Source organism: uncultured Paracoccus sp. (assembly GCF_937873615.1).
Lineage (GTDB): Bacteria > Pseudomonadota > Alphaproteobacteria > Rhodobacterales > Rhodobacteraceae > Paracoccus.
On sequence record NZ_CALMYP010000035.1, the window covers coordinates 49592 to 67797 of the forward strand.

17 protein-coding genes and 1 tRNA gene are annotated in these 18206 nt (G+C 65.2%); 5 read left to right on the forward strand and 13 right to left on the reverse strand.

Going from position 1 to position 18206, the window contains the following annotated elements; translation table 11 throughout:
• Window positions 1-30: 30 nt before the first annotated feature.
• Both Q0330_RS09815 and Q0330_RS09820 read right to left on the reverse strand, forming a co-directional pair.
• Window positions 31-867, reverse strand: a complete 837-nt coding sequence (locus Q0330_RS09815) for a TIGR00282 family metallophosphoesterase (RefSeq protein WP_299478028.1) — start codon at window positions 865-867, stop codon at window positions 31-33.
• A gap of 204 nt (window positions 868-1071) precedes the next feature.
• Complete coding sequence (locus Q0330_RS09820; protein WP_299478031.1) at window positions 1072-2097, reverse strand: LacI family DNA-binding transcriptional regulator; 1026 nt, start codon at window positions 2095-2097, stop codon at window positions 1072-1074.
• Between the two features lie 96 nt (window positions 2098-2193).
• On the opposite strand from Q0330_RS09820, the gene Q0330_RS09825 reads away from it, so the two are divergent.
• Window positions 2194-2270 (forward strand) — tRNA-Arg (locus Q0330_RS09825).
• 141 nt (window positions 2271-2411) lie between these two features.
• On the opposite strand, the gene Q0330_RS09830 is transcribed toward Q0330_RS09825, so the two are convergent.
• Window positions 2412-4883, reverse strand: a complete 2472-nt coding sequence (locus Q0330_RS09830) for a penicillin acylase family protein (protein ID WP_299478034.1) — start codon at window positions 4881-4883, stop codon at window positions 2412-2414.
• Window positions 4884-5014: 131 nt separating this feature from the next.
• Here Q0330_RS09830 and Q0330_RS09835 point away from each other — a divergent pair, with 131 nt between their 5' ends.
• Complete coding sequence (locus Q0330_RS09835; RefSeq protein WP_299478037.1) at window positions 5015-5881, forward strand: NAD(P)-dependent oxidoreductase; 867 nt, start codon at window positions 5015-5017, stop codon at window positions 5879-5881.
• A gap of 45 nt (window positions 5882-5926) precedes the next feature.
• On the opposite strand, the gene dctP is transcribed toward Q0330_RS09835, so the two are convergent.
• Genes dctP through Q0330_RS09865 form a run of 6 tightly spaced genes read right to left on the reverse strand, consistent with a single transcriptional unit; the run spans window position 5927 to window position 11488 of the window.
• Complete coding sequence (gene dctP / locus Q0330_RS09840) at window positions 5927-6985, reverse strand: TRAP transporter substrate-binding protein DctP (protein ID WP_299478040.1); 1059 nt, start codon at window positions 6983-6985, stop codon at window positions 5927-5929.
• 32 nt (window positions 6986-7017) lie between these two features.
• Window positions 7018-8307: a TRAP transporter large permease gene (locus Q0330_RS09845; protein ID WP_299478043.1), complete on the reverse strand. Its 1290-nt coding sequence runs from the start codon at window positions 8305-8307 to the stop codon at window positions 7018-7020.
• The gene (locus Q0330_RS09850; RefSeq protein WP_299478046.1) at window positions 8307-8897 is read right to left on the reverse strand and encodes a TRAP transporter small permease; all 591 of its coding nucleotides are present in this window, start codon (window positions 8895-8897) and stop codon (window positions 8307-8309) included. The genes Q0330_RS09845 and Q0330_RS09850 overlap by 1 nt, the downstream gene beginning before the upstream one ends.
• Window positions 8898-8922: 25 nt before the next feature.
• Window positions 8923-9426 carry a flavin reductase family protein gene (locus tag Q0330_RS09855; protein WP_299478049.1) on the reverse strand — a complete coding sequence of 168 codons (504 nt, stop codon included), beginning with the start codon at window positions 9424-9426 and terminating at the stop codon, window positions 8923-8925.
• A gap of 11 nt (window positions 9427-9437) precedes the next feature.
• Window positions 9438-10331 (reverse strand): aldo/keto reductase, encoded by an 894-nt coding sequence (locus Q0330_RS09860; RefSeq protein ID WP_299478052.1) that lies wholly within the window; start codon window positions 10329-10331, stop codon window positions 9438-9440.
• Window positions 10331-11488 carry an LLM class flavin-dependent oxidoreductase gene (locus Q0330_RS09865; RefSeq protein ID WP_299478055.1) on the reverse strand — a complete coding sequence of 386 codons (1158 nt, stop codon included), beginning with the start codon at window positions 11486-11488 and terminating at the stop codon, window positions 10331-10333. Before Q0330_RS09865 ends, Q0330_RS09860 begins: the two co-directional genes overlap by 1 nt.
• Before the next feature lie 86 nt (window positions 11489-11574).
• On the opposite strand from Q0330_RS09865, the gene Q0330_RS09870 reads away from it, so the two are divergent.
• The 3 genes from Q0330_RS09870 to Q0330_RS09880 are packed head-to-tail and all read left to right on the forward strand — an operon-like array spanning window position 11575 to window position 14436.
• Window positions 11575-12276 (forward strand): GntR family transcriptional regulator, encoded by a 702-nt coding sequence (locus Q0330_RS09870; protein WP_299478058.1) that lies wholly within the window; start codon window positions 11575-11577, stop codon window positions 12274-12276.
• A gap of 10 nt (window positions 12277-12286) precedes the next feature.
• Window positions 12287-13420 (forward strand): Gfo/Idh/MocA family oxidoreductase, encoded by a 1134-nt coding sequence (locus tag Q0330_RS09875; RefSeq protein WP_299478061.1) that lies wholly within the window; start codon window positions 12287-12289, stop codon window positions 13418-13420.
• Window positions 13417-14436, forward strand: coding sequence for a YeiH family protein (locus tag Q0330_RS09880; RefSeq protein WP_299478064.1), 1020 nt, complete (start codon window positions 13417-13419; stop codon window positions 14434-14436). The genes Q0330_RS09875 and Q0330_RS09880 overlap by 4 nt, the downstream gene beginning before the upstream one ends.
• Here Q0330_RS09880 and Q0330_RS09885 read toward each other — a convergent pair.
• From Q0330_RS09885 to cyoB, 4 genes are read right to left on the reverse strand one after another with little or no spacing between them, the layout of a single operon-like run.
• On the reverse strand, window positions 14418-15164 hold the full coding sequence (locus Q0330_RS09885; RefSeq protein WP_299478067.1) for an SURF1 family protein: 747 nt from the start codon (window positions 15162-15164) through the stop codon (window positions 14418-14420). The two genes, Q0330_RS09880 and Q0330_RS09885, sit on opposite strands and share 19 nt — an antisense overlap.
• Window positions 15161-15559, reverse strand: coding sequence for a cytochrome o ubiquinol oxidase subunit IV (gene cyoD, locus Q0330_RS09890; protein ID WP_299478070.1), 399 nt, complete (start codon window positions 15557-15559; stop codon window positions 15161-15163). The genes Q0330_RS09885 and cyoD overlap by 4 nt, the downstream gene beginning before the upstream one ends.
• Window positions 15559-16185 carry a cytochrome o ubiquinol oxidase subunit III gene (cyoC, locus tag Q0330_RS09895; RefSeq protein ID WP_299478073.1) on the reverse strand — a complete coding sequence of 209 codons (627 nt, stop codon included), beginning with the start codon at window positions 16183-16185 and terminating at the stop codon, window positions 15559-15561. Before cyoC ends, cyoD begins: the two co-directional genes overlap by 1 nt.
• 8 nt (window positions 16186-16193) lie before the next feature.
• Window positions 16194-18197, reverse strand: coding sequence for a cytochrome o ubiquinol oxidase subunit I (gene cyoB / locus Q0330_RS09900; RefSeq protein ID WP_299478075.1), 2004 nt, complete (start codon window positions 18195-18197; stop codon window positions 16194-16196).
• Between the last annotated feature and the right edge of the window lie 9 nt (window positions 18198-18206).

Sequence of the window (18206 nt, forward strand, 5' to 3'; positions counted from 1 at the left end):
CCGATCCGCGCGTGCTGTGCAAGGCGGCGCTTACGCCTCGGGCCCTGTCGGCGGCAGCGCGGGGGCAAGCCGCCCGCCATCGCGGATCGGCCAGATCGCCGTGGCAAGGCCGCTGCGGTCGTCGGTCTCGACCAGCACGCCCGAAAGGGTGACATCGCCCTGCGCGGGGGTGAAACGCTCGCGGCTCATGCCGGTCACGAAGCGCCGCATCGGCTCGGCCTTGTCCATGCCGATGACGCTGTCGTAATCGCCGCACATGCCGGCATCGGTCAGATAGCCGGTGCCGCGCGACAGGATCTGCGCGTCCCCAGTCGGCACATGGGTATGGGTGCCGACAACCAGGCTGGCGCGCCCGTCGCAGAAATGCCCCGCCGCCATCTTTTCCGAGGTCGCCTCGGCATGAAAATCGATCATCGCCGCCTGAATGCCGGCCATCGCCCCCATCGGATGCGCCCTGAGCACCCCGTCGAGCGCCGAGAACGGGTCATCGAAGGCGCGCTTCATGAAGACATTGCCCAGCACCTGCGCGACCATGACCTTGCGGCCCCGGCTGGCTTCGAAGATGCCGGCACCGCGACCCGGCGCATCCTTGGCGAAATTCAGCGGGCGCAGAACGCGCGGTTCCTTCTGGATGAAACCCAGCATGTCCTTCTGGTCGAAGGCGTGATCGCCGAGCGTGACCACATCGGCGCCCGCCTCCAGCAGAAGCTGGGCATGTCCGCCGGTCAGCCCCATCCCGCCCGAGGCGTTTTCGCCGTTCACGACGCAGAAATCGGCCCGCAGCGCGGCGCGCAGCCCGGCCAGCCGTTCGGCCACCGCAGCCCGGCCAGCGCGGCCCATCACATCGCCCAGAAACAGCAAACGCATGATGCGAACCCCCGTTTAAATCCAAGCCGTTCTAGCGAAAATCGCGCGGTAAAGTCCATGCCGCGGCAGAGACATCCTCAGCATGAGCGCGGCAGATCGCGGGCTTTCAGAGATTGGAAGGCGCCTGAACAGCGGTTGAGGTAACGATGCGCGACCCGGATGTCATGGTCGGGACCACTGCGTCTGCCACCATGTTCCGACCGCTCAGCGGGTCTGACGAATCGTCTCGCCGGGCAGGATATGGGGGGCAAGCGCCAGCCGGCCATCGTCAGGCCGCGCCTCCTTGCCGGCCACGATCCGGGCCGCGCGCCGCCCGATCTCGACCCGGCGGGCATCGGTGGTGGTCAGCCGGATCGGCAGCCCTTCCAGCAGGTCGACGCCGTTGAACCCGGCCAGGCCCAGCCTGCCGGGAATGTCATAGCCCTTCTCGGCGCACCAGATCAGCCCACCGGCCCCGATCATGTCGTTCGAGTAATAGAGAAAATCGAGATCCGGCTCGCGCTGCATCAACCGCTCGGTCAATTCGCGCCCCTTGGCCAGCGACGAGCCGCCCTGATAGAACTCGCGCGCCGCAAGTTGTACCCCTGCCGCGTTCAGCGCGGATTCGAAACCTTCCAGACGCTTCTTGGCCCGGTGGTCCTCGGGCATATGGGTGCCGATGAAGCCGATGCGGCGATAGCCGGCAGCAAGGATTTCTTGGGCCATCTGCTGACCGGCCAGGCGATGGCTGATGCCGACGGCGGTGTCGATCACCTGATCGCCGTCGACATCCATGATCTCGACCACCGGCACCGAGACCGCCTCCAGCATCGCCCGCGAGGCGCGGTTATGTTCCAGCCCGGCAAGGATCACGCCCGAGGGCCGCCAGGACAGCATGTCGTAAAGCACCGATTCCTCGCGCGAGAGCGAGTAATTCGTCACCCCGATCACCGGCTGGTAGGGGGTGTCGTCCAGTTCAGCCGAGACGCCGGTCAGCACATCGGGAAAGACCAGATTCGAAAGTGAGGGAATGACCACCGCGATCAGGTTGACCCGCTGGCTGGCCAGCCCGCCCGCGATCTTGTTGGGCACATAGCCGAGCGCCTTGGCGGCGGTCAGCACCTTCTCTCGCGTCACCGCCGAAACGTCGCCACGATTGCGCAGCACGCGGCTGACGGTCATCTCTGACACGCCCGAGGCTTCAGAGACATCACGCAGCGTCAACGGCCGGCGTTTCTTGGCATGGGGCATAAAACTGATCCAGACTGTTTTCTTGAGTTAGCGCATGACAGGCAGGCAGAGCAAGACCTTGCCAAACTCTGCCTGTCCCGGCACAAGGGACGCGGCGGCCCCGTGGCTCAACTGGATAGAGCAGCCCCCTCCTAAGGGGCAGGTTACAGGTTCAAGTCCTGTCGGGGTCACCAAACATGCCAAGAGAACACAGGCTGTTCTGGACAAAAGCCGTTGCTGCGATTCCCCTGGAAATCGGCAGATCAGTGAATCGCCCCTGATTCAGCGTCTCGAACAACAGATCGCCAATCGCATCGACGTCAGTTGTTCGGCGTTCAGTCAGATGCTGTCTGAACTGCCCGGTCCAGCGGCAGAATCCGGGTGATTCCTGCCGGGGCCGCGCGGGCCAGATCAGGGTCGAGCGACATGGTCAGATACTCGCCGCGCCGCCAACGCACCGCAAGGTCGTCGTAATGGCTGGAGAAGGGATGGCCGGACTGGCCCGAGGCGATGATGAAGACCGAGCTGTTGGGGTCGGCCAGATCATAGACGCCGCGATAGGCCGAGCCGGTTGCCGGCCTGAAACGCTGATCCTGCGTTGCCAGTTGTGGCGCGCGCGCCAGCGTGGTGTCGCCGCCCGACAGCGACTGGCGCAGGTTGGCGATCCAGCCGAGGCGCGGGATCGGGCCGAGCGCCGGATGGGTCTGCACCGCCTCATGCGCATCGCCCCATCGCCAGCTGGTGACATCGGGGCCGTAACGTTCGGTCAGGTCGTAGATGGCCTGATCGAGCGCCTGTCGGGCGATGGTTGGGCAGCTTTCGATGGCGGCGGATTGGCGGATGTCGCACCAGGCGGCAGCGCCGCCGCGGTTGCGATAGACCCGCTCGATGAAGCCGGGACGCAGCGCGGTGACGCGGTCGGCCAGCGGCCCCAGATCGTCGCGGATCAGGCGTTCCTGAAGCGCGCCCAGCCAGGCGGCATAGATCAGCGGCTCGGGCAGGTGCTCGCTCATGGCGCCGTCCCATTCGGCCAGCAGGCGAAGCGCGTCCTGACGCTGGCGTTCGGGGGTGCCGGGGGCGGCGGGCTCGCCCGTGAACCACAGATCGGCGCCGATCAGCGGCAGCAGCGCGCGTGCGGCGGGGCTGACCACATCCAGCTGGGTGTCGATGAAACTGTCGCGGCTATGGACCTCGCGGCCCTCCAGCAGATGGCGCAGCCGGTCCTGGCGCAGGGCGGTGTCGCCATCGAAGCCGAGGGGCATCTGGCCTTGCAGGGGCGGCAATACCCCGGCCGCAAAGTCCAGCCCGTTTTCCGTCGCATCGACGCTGTCGGCCTGGGCGAGACCCTGCCAGCGATTGGCGGGCACCCAGCCCGGCGTCGGCATCCGGCCAAGCGTCGCATGTTCGACCAGGCGCTGCGGCACCAGCCCGACCAGGTTTTCCGAGATGCCGTCGTGATCGGCCAGCGTCAGCCGGACCGCCGGCGCGCCCCAGATCGCCCCGGCGGCGCGGGCGGCGGCGCGGTCGGGGGCCATCATGATCCCGATCAGCGCGCTCATGGTGCGATCCTCGGGCGAGAGCCCGGTCCAGGACAGCGAAGCCGCGTGACCCGGGGGCGTGATGCTGGCCAGATCGAAACTGTGGCCTGAAAGCAGCGGCCCGTTCTCGGTCATGCGCAGGGTGATCGCGCGCTCGGGGCCGCCGCGCACGCGGATGACCTCTTGCCGGGTGGTGAAATCCTGCCAGCCGCCGGCACCGCGATAGCGATTCTTGTCGCCGGGCTGGACCTCTTCGATATGAATATCGGCATCGTCGATCTGGGCCGGCACGATCCCCCAGGCCAGCCCGGCCGAGCGGCCGGTAAGGATCGCCGGCACACCCGGGATGGTGGCGCCGATGACATCGCCCGATTGCAGCTGCAGCCGCGCCAGATACCACAGCGACGGCATGGTCAGCGCCGCCTGCGGGTCATTGGCCAGAAGCGCCTGACCCGCCGTTGTCCGCTGCGCCTCGGCGGCGAAGCTGCTGGCGCCCAGCCCGCTGAAGGGCGACAGATAGCCGGCCAGATCGAGCGGCCATTCCATATCTGCACCGGGGGCCGCCCCACCCAGCCGGCCACCGGGATAGAGGCTGGCATAGGCGGGCAGGCCGGGCTCGCCCAGACCCGCGACGATCTCCTGCCCGCGTTCGGGGGCGGCCAGCGAAAGCTGGGCGCGCAGCACCTCGGCGGGGATCTGACGGCTGGTCGCGGCGGCATAAAGCTTCAGGATCGCCAGCGAATCGGCGGGCTCCCAATAGGAAATGTCGTCGGGCAGCAGGAAGAATTCCGGTGCCCCGCGACCGAGCGCCTGTTCGTTGACGATGGCGATCCATTGATTGACGCCCTCGGCATAGGCGCGCAGCGCCGCCTTGGTCTGCTCGTTCTGGGCATCGAAGGTCTGCCGGGCGATCCCGGCCAGACCCAGCCGGCGCACCAGATCGTCGGCGGCAACCGTGCGTTCGCCATAGATCTCGGCCAGCCGCCCGGTGGCGGCGCGGCGCAGCACCGTCATCTGGAACAGCCGGTCCTGGGCATGGGCAAGGCCGAGCGCGAAAAAGGCGTCATGATCGTTTGCGGCGAAGATATGCGGCACGTTCTCGGTCGAGCGCACGATCTCGACCTCGGCGCCAATACCTGCCGCCCGATAGCTGGCGTTGTAATCGGGCAGCGAGCGCATGGCGAAATACCAGGCCAGCACTGCGGCCACCGCCAGCAGGATGATCAGACCGATGGTCAGCCGCAATGTCCAGCGGAACAGGGTCAGCATCTGGGGGGAGGTTCCTTACGAAAGCAGCGCTTGCTTGACCCGAGGGCCGGGGGGTGGTGTCTTGCGCGCTGTGTAGGCCAAGCGCAAATGGCTTTCAACTTGGATCGGGACGGAAAAGGAAGGGAACTCCGATGGCAAAGCTGGCATTTCTGGGACTGGGCGTGATGGGTTACCCGATGGCGGGCCATCTGGCCAAGGCGGGGCACGAGGTCACCGTCTATAACCGCACTGCCGCCAAGGCGCAGAAATGGGCCACCGAGCATGGCGGCAAGGCGGCCATCACCCCGCGAGAGGCGGCTGAGGGGGCCGAGATCGTTCTGGCCTGCGTCGGCAATGACGACGATCTGCGCAGCGTCTGTCTGGGCGATGACGGCGCTTTCGCCGGCATGGGCAAGGGCACGATCTTCGCCGATCACACCACGGTTTCCGCCCGCGTGACCCGCGAACTGGCCGAGGCCGGCGCGGCCCTGGGCATCGGTTTTGTCGATGCGCCGGTCTCGGGCGGGCAGGCGGGGGCCGAGAATGGGCAGCTCTCGATCATGTGCGGCGGCGGCCAGCGGGATTTCGACCGGGTTCAGCCGATCGTCGACAGCTATGCCAAGATCTGCCGGCTGATGGGGCCGGTGGGTGCCGGCCAGACCACCAAGATGTGCAACCAGATCGCCATTGCCGGGCTGGTGCAGGCGCTTTCGGAATCGCTGCGTTTCGCCGAGGCCTCGGGCCTCGATATCGAGAAGGTGGTCGAGGTGATCAGCCAGGGCGCCGCCGGAAGCTGGCAGATGGCGAACCGCCACAAGACCATGGCGGCGGGCGCGTTCGAGCACGGTTTCGCCGTCGACTGGATGCGCAAGGATCTGGGCATCTGCCTGTCGACCGCCGACGATCTGGAGGTCAGCCTGCCGGTCACGGCGCTTGTCGATCAGTTCTACAAGGATGTGCAGATGATGGGTGGGGGCCGCTGGGATACCTCGTCGCTGATCGCGCGGCTGCGGCGATAAGCGGGCCGGTAAGGGGGCGGCGGCACCGCCCCCTTCTGTCGGGCGTCAGTTCATTTCCGACTGGCGCTCGGCATCGAGTTCGGCGGTTGCTGCCGCCACCGATGCGTTCAGGGCCTCAAGCGCCTCGGGCCCGCCTTCGACATTGGCGTTGAACCAGTCATAGACCGGCTGGGCGGCGTCGAAGAAGGCCTGCTTCTCCTCGGGCGTCGGCACATAAAGATCGCCGCCTGCGGCCACGAAATCCTCGTAAGCCTGGATCGACTTGCGCTTGGGGCTGGCGAAGGTCGCCTGCTGCAACTGATAGAAGCCGTCGACGACGACGCGGCGCAGGTCCTCGGGCATTTCCATGAAGCGGTCGTTCGACATGAACCAGAAGGCGCCCATATAGCCGTGGCCGTCCAGCGTCATGTATTTCACCCCGGCATCGGGGAATTTCATGTTCATGACATCGGTGATGCCGTTCTTGGTGCCCTCGACCACGCCGGTCTGCAACGAGGTGAACAGTTCCGGCCACGGGATCGGCGTGGGCGAGGCGCCAAGCGCCTTGACCAGTTCCTGTGGCAGTTCCGCATCGACCGTGCGCAGCTTCATCCCGGCCAGATCGGCGGGGGTCTGCACGCGCTGTTTGGTATTGGCGAAGTTGCGCCAGCCGCCGGTATTGCCGATGGTCATCAGCCGGATACGCCCGCCGCTGCTGTCCAGCATCATCTGGCGCAGCTTGGGGGTGAACTTGTCATCCATCAGCACCCGCTCGGCCAGGCGGTCGTCGGTCAGCAGATAGGGCAGGTCCATGACCTGGATATAGGGGAAGATCCCCGCCGCGCCGCCCGAGGTCGAGATGAAAATGTCGATGGAGCCGTCGGCGATGCCCTGAAGGCATTCGGCACCGTTGCCGCAAAGCTGGGTGCCGATGAACAGCTCGACCGCGATGGCGCCGTTCGAGGCGCTTTCGACATAGTTCTTGAAGACGACGAGACCGTCGTAATCCTCGTCCTGGTCGTTGGAATTGGCGGTGGCGCGCAGGGTGAATTCCTGTGCCGCAGCCATCCCGGCCAGCCCCAGCGAGGCGCCAAGCGCCAATACGGCAAGCGTTTTCTTCAACATCACTCTCTCCCTTGTTCAAACGGTGACATGGTTCAGTCGGCAAAGCCGGTCAGGCGCGGGATCGCCATGGACAGGGCCGGAATATAGGTGATCAGGAAGATTACCGCGACCTCGACCGCGAGGAATGGCAGGATCGCGCGCGAAATCGTCGAGATCCGCTCCCCCGAGACCGAGGAGGCGACGAAAAGCACCAGCCCCATCGGCGGCGTGATCAGGCCCACGGTCAGGTTCACACTCATGATGATAGCGAAATGGATCGGGTCGACGCCGAGGCTGGTGAAGACCGGGCCAAGCACCGGCCCGAGGATGATGATCGCCGGCCCGGCATCGAGGAACATGCCGACGATGAACAGCAGGATATTGATGAGAAACAGCAGGATCAGTGGGTTTTCCGACAGGCTCAGGATCACATCGGCCAGGATTTCCGGCGCGTGCGACAGGCTGACCACGGTCTTGAAGGCCATGGCCGCGCCGACCAGCAACAGCACCACTGCCGAGGTCGCGGCAGAGCGCTGGAAGATGCCGCCCAGCTCGCGGAATTTCAGCGTGCGCATGACGAAAAGCCCGATCACCAGCCCGTAAGCGGCGGCGACGGCGGCGGCCTCGGTCGGGGTGAAGATGCCGCCCAGAATGCCGCCCATGATGATGACCGGGGTCATCAACGGGAAAAAGGCCTTCAGGCTGGCGCGGCCCTTCTCGGCCCAGTTGGTGCGGCGGCTGGCGATGGGGAAATCGTAGCGGTCGGCCATGACCTTGACCATCAGCATCAGCGACAGCCCGACAAGTGCGCCGGGCACGATCCCCGCCAGAAACAGCGCCGCCACGCTTTCGCCCATGACATAGGCATAGATGATCATGATCCCCGAAGGCGGGATGATCGGGCCGATCACGCTCGAAGCTGCCGTGATCGCGGCCGAGAAGCGGCGGGTATAGCCCTGCTTTTCCATTGCCGGGATCAGCATCGAGCCAAGCGCCGAGGTATCGGCCACGGCGGACCCGGACAGCCCGGCAAACAGCATCGAGGACAGGATGTTCACATGCGCCAGCCCGCCGCGCAGATGGCCCATCAGCGCCTGACTGAATTCGACCAGTCGCTCGGTGATGCCGCCCCGGTTCATCAACTCGCCGGCCAGCATGAAGAAGGGGATGGCCATCAGCGGAAAGCTGTCCATGCCATTGTAGACATTGCGATAAAGCAGCGCGACATCGCGTTCCTGCCCGTTCAGCCAGAGCAGGATGCCCGGGGCGGCCAGAAGCGCGAAGAAGACCGGCAGGCCGATCATCAGGAAGATCAGGAAGACCGGCAGGAACCAGATCAGCATCACTCGGCCTCCGTCGCGGCAAGGGGGGTGATCGGGATCAGCCTTGCCTCATTGCCCAGAAGCGAGACGAAGCTGCGCAGGATCAGCTCGATATTGGCGAGCGCGATCAGCAGGAAGCCGATGAAGATCGACAGATACATCCAGGCCAGCTTGACCCGCACCACGCCAAGCCCGAAAGCCTCCAGGTGCAGTTTCAGCGAGGCCGAGTTGAAGAGCCAGCCGGAATCGACATGCTTCCAGCCGTATTTCAGCGCGAAGGCCAGCACGAGCGCCGAGATCAGCAGCAGGATCAGGTGAAGGAAACTCGCCGCGCGCCGGGGCAGGGCCACGTCCAGCATGTCGATGGCGACAAAGCCGCCCCGGCGATAGATGGCCGGTGCGGCCAGCCCGGTCATCCACAGCATCAGGAACCGCGCGGCTTCCTCGGGCCAGGGCAGGGCATTGTTCAGCACATAGCGGAAGAAGACCTGGATCAGGATCACCGCCACCATCAGCGCCAGCAGCACCGCCGCCAGAACCGAGCCCGCCGGCAGCAGGCGCGTGTTGAGCCATTGCAGCGGCGCAAGCACCGCAAGCAGGATCGTCGTCATCTGCCTTCCCCCCCGTGCGGTCCTGTCAGCCGCGATGTGCGAATCCGCCGATCCGTCCCTTGTAGAACAGAAGCGGCGCACCGTCAGTCATGGTCGCCCTCTCGACCGCGCCGACGACGATGGCATGATCGCCGGCGTCATGGATTGCCGACATCCGGCATTCGAAACGGGCCAGACAGCCCTCGATCAGCGGCGTGCCGGCGGTGCCGATCGACCAGTCCAGCCCGTCGAAACTGTCCTGCGCGCGGGCGAAGCCGTGGCAGATCGCATCCTGTTCATGCGACAGCACATGGATGGCGAAATGCCTGGCATTGGCGAAATGGGTGAAGCGGCGCGAGGATTTGGCTGGCGACCAGAGAACAAGCGCCGGCTCCATCGAGACCGAGGCGAAGCTGTTCGCGGTGATCCCGACCGGCCCGGCGGCAGAGCCCGTGGTGACGACCGTGACCCCGGTGCCGAAACGGCCGAGCGCGTCGCGATAGGCGCGCGAATTCTCGGGCGAGGGGGTGAAGCTGTGGTGATGCTGCATGGCGATCCCCCTCAGGGCACTTCGAAACCGTTGCCAAGCTCGTAAAGCTCGAACCAGGTTTCGCGGTCCAGGGTGACGCGCAGCGCATCCGACATCGAGCGGATGCGGTTCAGGTTATTGGTGCCCAGAACCGGGATGATCCGTGCCGGATGGCGCAGCAGCCAGGCGATGGCGATGGCGGTGGCATCGGTGCCGTGATCGGCGCCGATCTCGGACAGGCGCGCCAGCAGCTCCGGGTGCGATCCGTCGAAAAGCGCACCGCCCGCCAGCGGCGACCAGGCCATGGGCGGGACGCCGCGTTCCTGCAAGAAGGCCAGATCGCCATTACGGAAGGGCTCGCTGCTCAGCAGGCTCAGCTCGATCTGGTTGGTCACCAGCGGCGTCTTCATCGCCGATTGCAGCAGCGTCCAGTCGAACAGCCGGAAGTTCGACACACCGACCGCGCGCACCTTGCCGGTGGTGACCAGTTCGTCCAGCACGGCGCCGGTTTCATGCGCGTCCATCAGCGGATCGGGGCGATGGATCAGCAGCAGGTCCAGATAGTCCAGCCCCATCTCGGCCAGCGACCGCTCGACCGAGGCCAGGATATGCGCCCGCCCGGTGTCGTAATGCTTGATCCGCCGGTCGGGAAATTTCTCGGACAGCAGCGCGATATCGGCCTTGGAGACGATCTCGATCCGCTCGCGCAACTCGGGCGCGGATTTCAGCGCCTGACCCAGCACAAGCTGGCTTTCGTAATTGCCGTAGATGTCGGCCTGATCGAAGCTGGTGATGCCCTGTTCCAGACAGGCGTCGATCTTGGCGCGGACATGGGCCGCGCCGGTATCGGCATCCTCGGCCAGCCGCCACATGCCATAGACGATGCGGCTCAGTTCGAGGTCGCCGTTCAATGCGATCCGTTCCATCAGCGGCGTTCTCCGTTGCCAAGGGGGGTGGCGGGGGTGCTGGCCGGGACGCGGCCATATTCCTGCGGCAGAGAGCAGGTCTTCAGATGCGGCATGACCAGCCGGCCGAAATGCTCTGCCTCCTCGATATGCGGATAGCCCGAGAAGATGAAGGCGCGGATGCCCATCTTCCTGTAATCCTCGATGGCCGACAGCACCTGATCGGCGGAGCCGACAAGCGCCGCCCCACAGCCCGAACGCGCGCGCCCGACACCGGTCCAGAGGTTCGGCTCGATGAAGCCGTCCATATCCGCCAATTCGCGGTTCCTGGCTTGGTGCGACACGCCCAGGGATCCCGCATCCAGTGCCCGTTCCCGGATGGCGCGGCCCTGTTCGTCATCCAGTTTCGAGACCAGCTCGCGTGCATATTCCCGCGCCTCGGCCTCGGTCTCGCGCACGATCATATGCACGCGCAGCCCGTAATCCAGCGTCCTTCCATGGCGTTCGGCAACCGCGTTTACCGCCTTCATGCGCCCGGCCAACTCGTCCTTCGTTTCCGGCCACATCAGATAGACATCGCAATGCTGGCCGCAAAGCTCCAGCGCGTCGGGGCTGTAGCCGCCGAAATAAAGCAGCGGCCCGCCATTCTGCTGATAGGGTTTTGCCGGCTCGGTGGTCACGCCGTGGAACTGGTAGACTTGGCCGTCATGGTTGATCTCGTCCTGTGTCCAGGCCTGTTTCAGGATTTCGACCACCTCGCGCGAGCGTTGATAGCGAAAGGCGCTGTCGGCCTTCTCGCCGGGAAAATCGCTGCTGATGATATTCACGGTCAGCCGGCCCCGCAGCATGTGATCCAGCGTCGCGATGGTGCGCGCAAGCATGATCGGCTGCATCTCGCCGCAGCGGACGGCGGCCAGCAGGTTGATCTTGTCGGTGATCGGCGCGCAGCCGGCGACGAAGCTCAGCGTATCCTGCCCGACCTGATAGGAGGAGGGGCACAGGATATTGCGGAACCCCTGCGCTTCGGCCGTCTTCACGATGTCGGAACAATGTTCCCAGCTTGAGCGCAACCCGCCCTCGGGCACACCGAGATAGCGGTAATCGTCCGAACAGAGCGCGGAGAACCACGACACTTCGGCGGCGTCCAGCCCTGCGGAGGTGATCGGAACGATGCTCATAACATGTATCCTCGCCATTGAATTTGGACTTGCATAGCAGCGTCTTTAATGTAGATCAATAGTGTATCAATTCTTGCGAACGAGCCATGCCGAACCATCACGCCCTGCCGATCTACCTGCAACTCAGCGAACTTGTAGCGCGAGAAATCGCCGCCGGGCTGCTTCTGGACGGCGAGCGTCTGCCGCCGGAACGCGAGATGGCGGCGCGGCTTGGCACCTCGGTCGGGACGCTGCGCAAGGCGCTTGCCGAACTGACGGAACGCGGGCTTCTGGAACGCCGGCAGGGCTCGGGCAATTATGTGCGCGCCCGGCCCGATGCGCAGAATGTCTATGCCTTCTTCCGGATCGAGCTTCTGGGCGGCGGCGGCCTGCCGCAGGCAAGGCTGCTGTCGCTCGATCGGGTGGCGAAGCCCGCCGATCTGCCGGATTTCGGCACCTCGCCCGAGGCCTTCCGCATCCGCCGGTTGCGCAGCCTGAACGGCAAGCCCTGCGTGCTGGAGGAGATCTGGCTCGATGGCAGCTATGCCCCCGAGATCGCCGAGCGCGACCTGTCGGAATCGCTTTACCTTTTCTATCGCAAGCGGCTGAACCTCTGGATCGCGCGGGCCGAGGATCGCGTCGGGCAGGGCATCGTCCCGGTCTGGGCGCCCGGCGAATACGAACCGCCCACCGGCTGCACGACCGGCTATTTCGAGCGGATCAGCTTCGATCAGGACAACCGGCGCGCCGAATATTCGCGCAACTGGTTCGACACCACAATTGCCACCTATGTGGCGCGTATCAGGTAGGGCTTCGGGTATGGCGACGGACGCAATCAGCTATGGCATCATCGGCTGCGGGATGATGGGGCAGGAACATCTGCGCAATATCCGCCTGCTGCCCGGCGCGCGGATCGCCGCGATCCATGAACCCGATGCCGGGATGCGCCAGGCGGCGGCGCAGATCGCGCCCGAGGCGGGGTTCTTTGATACGCTCGATGACCTGCTGGCGCGGAGCGATCTGGATTGCCTGGTCATCGCCTCGCCCAATGCCGCGCATATCGGCCAGTTGGAACGCATCGCCGAAGGCCGGGCGCTGCCGGTGCTGGTGGAAAAGCCGATCTTCACCCGCGCCGAGGATCGCGCCCGGCTGGAGGCGCTGCGCGCGGGCTATCCGGCGCCGGTCTGGGTGGCGATGGAATATCGCTATATGCCGCCGATCGCTGCCTTCCTGAACCGGCTCAATGCCGCGACCGGCGGAATGCAGATGCTCTCGATCCGCGAACATCGCTTTCCCTTCCTGCCCAAGGTCGGGGCCTGGAACCGCTTCAACCGCAATTCCGGCGGCACCATGGTCGAGAAATGCTGCCATTTCTTCGATCTCATGCGGCTGGCCACCGGGGCCGAGCCCGTGCGGATCATGGCCAGTGCCGGGCAGGCCATCAATCACCGCGACGAGCGTTACGGCGATGAGACACCCGATATCTGGGACAACGGCTATGTCATCGTCGATTTCGACAATGGCGCGCGCGCCATGCTGGATCTGTGCATGTTCGCCGAAGGCGCCCGCTATCAGGAGGAAATCACCGCCACCGGCGCGCATGGTCGCATCGACGCGCTCGTGCCCGGGCCGGGGCGGTTCTGGCCGGCGCATCTGGGCGCGGCCCCGGTGCCGCAGCTGATCGAAAGCCCGCGCGCGCCGAAAGGCCCGGTTGCCATCGACATCCCGGTCGATCCGGCGCTTCTGGCCGCCGGCGACCATAATGGCGCGACCTTCTTCCAGCACCAGAAATTCGCCGCCGTCGTGCGCGGCGAGGCAGAGCCCGAGGTCGGGCTGGAGGATGGCATGAAAGCGGTGCTCATGGGCCTCGCGGCACAGGAATCGGCGCTGAGCGGTCAGGCTGTGATGCTGGACCTTGCCGCCGAACCCGCGCCCGCCAAGGTGTCGGCGTGAACCTTCGCACTTCCGCCTTCAAGCGCGCCGATGCCTTCCTGAGACCGCTGCTGCCGGGTCTGCTGGTCGCCACGCTGGTGGCCATTGCCGCGCAATTCGTGGCCGAGCATTACGGCGCACCGGCAATGCTGATGGCGCTGCTGTTCGGAATCGCGCTGAACTTTCTGGGGTCCGAGCCGCGCTCCGCCCCCGGTATTGCCTTTGCGTCCCGCGGCGTGTTGCGGATCGGGGTGGCGCTGCTGGGCGCGCGCATCACCGCCTCGCTCCTGTCGGATCTGGGCTGGACGGTGGTGCTGCTTCTGGTGCTCTCGACCATCGTAACGATCCTGTTCGGCATGGCGCTTGGCCGGGTGCTGGGGCAGGGGCCGCGCTTTTCGATCCTGACGGCGGGGGCGGTGGCGATCTGCGGGGTTTCCGCCGCCATGGCCATCGCCGCCGTCCAGCCGCAAAGCGACCGTTCCGAGCGCAACCTGACCTTTACCGTTCTGGGCGTCACCCTGCTGTCGACCATGGCGATGATCCTTTATCCCGCCATCGTCGCCTGGCTGGGCCTGTCCGATCACCGGGCCGGGATCTTCATCGGCGGCACCGTGCATGACGTGGCGCAGGTGATCGGTGCCGGCTTCTCGATCTCGCCCGAGGCGGGCGAGACGGCGACACTGGTCAAGCTGATCCGGGTCAGCCTGCTGGCGCCGGTGGTGCTGGTCCTGTCGCTGGCCTATCGCAACAGCCCGCGCCCCGAGGGCCGCGCTACGGTCCCGATCCTGCCCGGTTTCGTGATCGGCTTCGCGGCACTGGCGGCCCTGTCCGCGTTTGGCCTGATCCCCGAGGCGCTTCGCGACCTGCTGGCGCATCTGTCGGGTTGGGCGCTGCTGGTGGCGATTGCCGGGGTGGGGCTGCGCACCCGGCTCGATTCCATGCTGGAGGTGGGGCCGCGCCCCATCGCGCTGCTGTTCGGGCAGACCGCCTTCCTTGGCGTCTTCATTCTGCTGGCCTGTCAGCTGCTGGAACTGTAGCGCAGCCGCCTTTCGTGCAGGATCAGGATGACCATGCCGCCCGCGACCATGGCGGCAAGGGCGAACCATGTCAGCGCATAGCTGAGATGGGTGTTGCGAAACCGGATCACGGTCAGCCCGCCGACCGGTAAGCCGCCCGGCTGCGCGGTGGCATCGGCATCCATGAAGACCGGCGCGACCGGACCCAGCCCGCGCGCCGTGGCGATGGCGGCGATGTCGCGCGAATACCAGCGGTCGGCGGCGGGATCGTTCCGGCGCAGGAAGGCACCGCCCGGCTCGGTCAGGCGCATCAGGCCCTGAAGCGAAACCTCGCCCCCGACCTGACCTTCGGGGCGGCTGGCGGGGTCGCGCCTCTCGGCCGGCACGAAGCCGCGATTGATCAGCACGACCTCGCCTTCCGGCGTGGTCAGCGGTGTGAGAACCCAGAAGCCGCCGCCGAGTTCCGTTACCGCTTTCACCAGCGTTTCGCGGTCATGGTCGAAATGGCCGGTCAGGCTCACATGGCGATATTCGGCCTCAGCCGGGGGCAGGGCGGCGGCCATTTCCCATGGCATCGCCGGGGCGCTGACACGGGCATCGACGCGGGCGATCAACTCGCGCTTCCAGGCCAGACGTTCCACCTGCCAGATGCCAAGCGCCATGAAACCCGCCAGCAGCCCCGCGCCCAAGAGAAGCACCGCCGCCACCTGCCAGATCGGCCGTGGCGGCGTCTCAGCCCCTTCGGTCACGGCATGGTGGCATCGACGCCGGGCGGCGGCATCATGCCGGGCATCATATTGGCATCCATGTGATACATGACCCAGATCGTGCCGACCACGGCGATGGTCAGCATGATCAGCGTGAAGGCCAGCGACATCAGCGTCCAGCCGCCCTCGGCCCGCGGGTTCATGTGCAGGAAAAAGATCATGTGCACGACCATCTGGATCACGGCGCAGCCCAGCACCGCGAAGGCCGTCGCCTGTGCCGAGGCGAAGCCGCCCGACATGACCAGCCCGAAGGGGATCACCGTCAGGATCACCGACAGCACGAAGCCGGTGACGTAATCGCGCCTGGTGCCCTCGGGGAAATGCACCTCCCCGGCGTGGTGATCGTCATGCGGGTCGGCGAGATGCTCGGTGCTCATCAGATCATCCCCATCAGGTAAACGAAGGTGAAGACGCCGATCCAGATCACGTCGAGGAAGTGCCAGAACAGCGACAGGCAGTTGAGACGGCGCTGATTGGCGATGGTCAGGCCGAACTTGCGCACCTGCACGACCATGACCGCCAGCCAGATCAGGCCGAAGGTGACATGCAGCCCATGCGTGCCGACAAGCGTGAAGAAGGCCGACAGGAAGGCCGAACGCCCCGGTCCGGCGCCGATGCCGATCAGGTGGGTGAACTCGTAAAGCTCGATACACAGGAAGGCGAGGCCGAAGCAGGCGGTGATGCCCAGCCAGCGCAGCGTGCCCTTCTGGTCGCCCTGATGCATGTGCAGCATGGCGAAACCATAGGTGATCGAGGAGATCAGCAGCATGGTCGTGTTCAGCGCCACCAGCGGCAGCTCGAACAGCTCTTTCGGGCCGGGGCCGCCGCCATAACGATGGCCGAGCACGCCATAGGTGGCAAACAGGATTGCGAAGATGAGGCAGTCGCTCATCAGGTAGATCCAGAAGCCGAGCGGCGTCGAATGGCCCTCGGGGAAATGCGGCTCCTCGGCGGGGTGATAGAGGCGTTCGCCGGTGGGCTCGGTCAGGATTTCTGCACTCATCTCTCTGGTCACACCGCGTTGCTGAGGGCCTTGGTCCGGGCCTCCTCGGTTTCGGTAATGGTGGTCTCGGGGATGTAGAAATCCCGTTCGTAATCGAAGCTGTGCCAGATCACCGTGGCAATGATCGCCGGGAAGCTCAGCGCGGCCAGCCACCAGATATGCCAGACAAGCGCAAAGCCAAGCGCAACGCTGATCCCGGCAAGGATGATCCCGGCGCCGGTATTCTTCGGCATGTGGATCGGCTTGAAGCCGGTCAGCGGGCGCTTGTAGCCATGTTCCTTCATGTCCTGCCAGGCGTCGATCTCGTGCACGACCGGGGTAAAGGCGAAGTTATAGGCCGGCGGCGGCGAGGAGGTCGCCCATTCCAGCGTGCGCCCGTCCCAGGGATCGCCGGTCAGGTCGCGCAGCTTCTCGCGGTCGCGGATCGAGGTCAGGATCTGCAGGATCAGCGCCAGAATGCCCACCGCGATCACCGCCGCGCCGAGGCCGGCGATGACGAACCAGATCTGCAGCGAGGGATCGTCGAAGACGCGCAGCCGGCGGGTGACGCCCATCAGGCCCATGACGTAAAGCGGCATGAAGGCCAGCCAGAAGCCGACCACCCAGCACCAGAAGCTGACATAGCCCCAGAACTGGTTCATCCTGAAGCCGAAGGCCTTGGGCCACCAGTAGTTGATGCCGGCGAAAATCCCGTAAACCACGCCGCCGATGATGACATTGTGGAAATGCGCGACCAGGAACAGCGAGTTGTGGACGATGAAATCGGCCGGCGGCACCGCCAGCATGACCCCGGTCATGCCGCCGATCACGAAGGTCAGCATGAAGGCCAGCGACCACATCATCGGCAGCTCATAGCGGATGCGGCCCTTGTACATGGTGAACAGCCAGTTGAAGATCTTCGCCCCGGTCGGGATCGAGATGATCATCGTGGCGATCCCGAAGAACGAATTCACCGAGGCGCCCGAGCCCATGGTGAAGAAATGGTGCAGCCAGACCAGATAGCTGAGGATGGTGATGCAGATCGTCGCATAGACCATCGAGTTATAGCCGAACAGCCGCTTGCCACAGAAGGTCGAGACGACCTCGGAATAGATGCCGAAGCAGGGCAGGACCAGAATATAGACCTCCGGATGGCCCCAGATCCAGATCAGGTTGATATAGAGCATCGGGTTGCCGCCGAGCTCGTTGGTGAAGAAGTTCATCCCCAGGTAACGGTCGAGCGACAGCAGCACCAGCGTCGCCGTCAGCACCGGGAAGGTGGCCACGATCAGCACATTGGTGCAAAGCGCGGTCCAGGTGAAGACCGGCATCCGCATCAGGATCATGCCCGGGCAGCGCATCTTCAGGATCGTCACCACCAGATTGATGCCCGATAATGTCGTCCCGATCCCGGCGACCTGCAGCCCCCATATGTAATAATCGACCCCCTCGTCTGGACTGGCGACCACGCCCGAAAGCGGCGGGAAGGCCAGCCAGCCGGTGCGCGCGAACTCGCCCACGAAAAGCGAGATCATCACCAGGATCGCGCCGCCCACGGTCATCCAGAAGCTGAAATTGTTCAGGAAGGGGAAGGATACGTCGCGGGCGCCGATCTGCAGCGGCACCACGAAGTTCATCAACCCGGTGACGAAGGGCATGGCCACGAAGAAGATCATGATCGTGCCATGGGCGGTGAAGATCTGGTCGTAATGTTCCGCCGGCAGGTAACCTTCCGAGCCGTTGAAGGCCCAGACCTGCTGGAGCCGCATCATCACCGCATCGGCAAAGCCGCGCAGGAACATGATCAGCCCGAGGATCATGTACATGATCCCGATCCGCTTGTGATCGACGCTGGTCAGCCATTCCCGCCACAGATAGCCCCAGAGCTTGAAATAGGTGATCGCCACCAGGATCGCGAGGCCGATGATCGCCACCACGATGAAGGTGCCCAGCACGATGGGCACGTGCAGCGGCAGTTTCTCCAGCGTCAGCCGGCCGAACAGGAAGGTGCTTTCGATCGCATGCTGTTCCATCTCGTCACC

Coding starts and splice junctions, on each gene's coding strand:
- Q0330_RS09815 (WP_299478028.1), bottom strand. CDS start 867: ATGCGTTTGCTGTTTCTGGGCGATGTGATGGGCCGCGCTGGCCGGGCT.
- Q0330_RS09820 (WP_299478031.1), bottom strand. CDS start 2,097: ATGCCCCATGCCAAGAAACGCCGGCCGTTGACGCTGCGTGATGTCTCT.
- Q0330_RS09830 (WP_299478034.1), bottom strand. CDS start 4,883: ATGCTGACCCTGTTCCGCTGGACATTGCGGCTGACCATCGGTCTGATC.
- Q0330_RS09835 (WP_299478037.1), top strand. CDS start 5,015: ATGGCAAAGCTGGCATTTCTGGGACTGGGCGTGATGGGTTACCCGATG.
- dctP (WP_299478040.1), bottom strand. CDS start 6,985: ATGTTGAAGAAAACGCTTGCCGTATTGGCGCTTGGCGCCTCGCTGGGG.
- Q0330_RS09845 (WP_299478043.1), bottom strand. CDS start 8,307: ATGCTGATCTGGTTCCTGCCGGTCTTCCTGATCTTCCTGATGATCGGC.
- Q0330_RS09850 (WP_299478046.1), bottom strand. CDS start 8,897: ATGACGACGATCCTGCTTGCGGTGCTTGCGCCGCTGCAATGGCTCAAC.
- Q0330_RS09855 (WP_299478049.1), bottom strand. CDS start 9,426: ATGCAGCATCACCACAGCTTCACCCCCTCGCCCGAGAATTCGCGCGCC.
- Q0330_RS09860 (WP_299478052.1), bottom strand. CDS start 10,331: ATGGAACGGATCGCATTGAACGGCGACCTCGAACTGAGCCGCATCGTC.
- Q0330_RS09865 (WP_299478055.1), bottom strand. CDS start 11,488: ATGAGCATCGTTCCGATCACCTCCGCAGGGCTGGACGCCGCCGAAGTG.
- Q0330_RS09870 (WP_299478058.1), top strand. CDS start 11,575: ATGCCGAACCATCACGCCCTGCCGATCTACCTGCAACTCAGCGAACTT.
- Q0330_RS09875 (WP_299478061.1), top strand. CDS start 12,287: ATGGCGACGGACGCAATCAGCTATGGCATCATCGGCTGCGGGATGATG.
- cyoD (WP_299478070.1), bottom strand. CDS start 15,559: ATGAGCACCGAGCATCTCGCCGACCCGCATGACGATCACCACGCCGGG.
- cyoC (WP_299478073.1), bottom strand. CDS start 16,185: ATGAGTGCAGAAATCCTGACCGAGCCCACCGGCGAACGCCTCTATCAC.
- cyoB (WP_299478075.1), bottom strand. CDS start 18,197: ATGGAACAGCATGCGATCGAAAGCACCTTCCTGTTCGGCCGGCTGACG.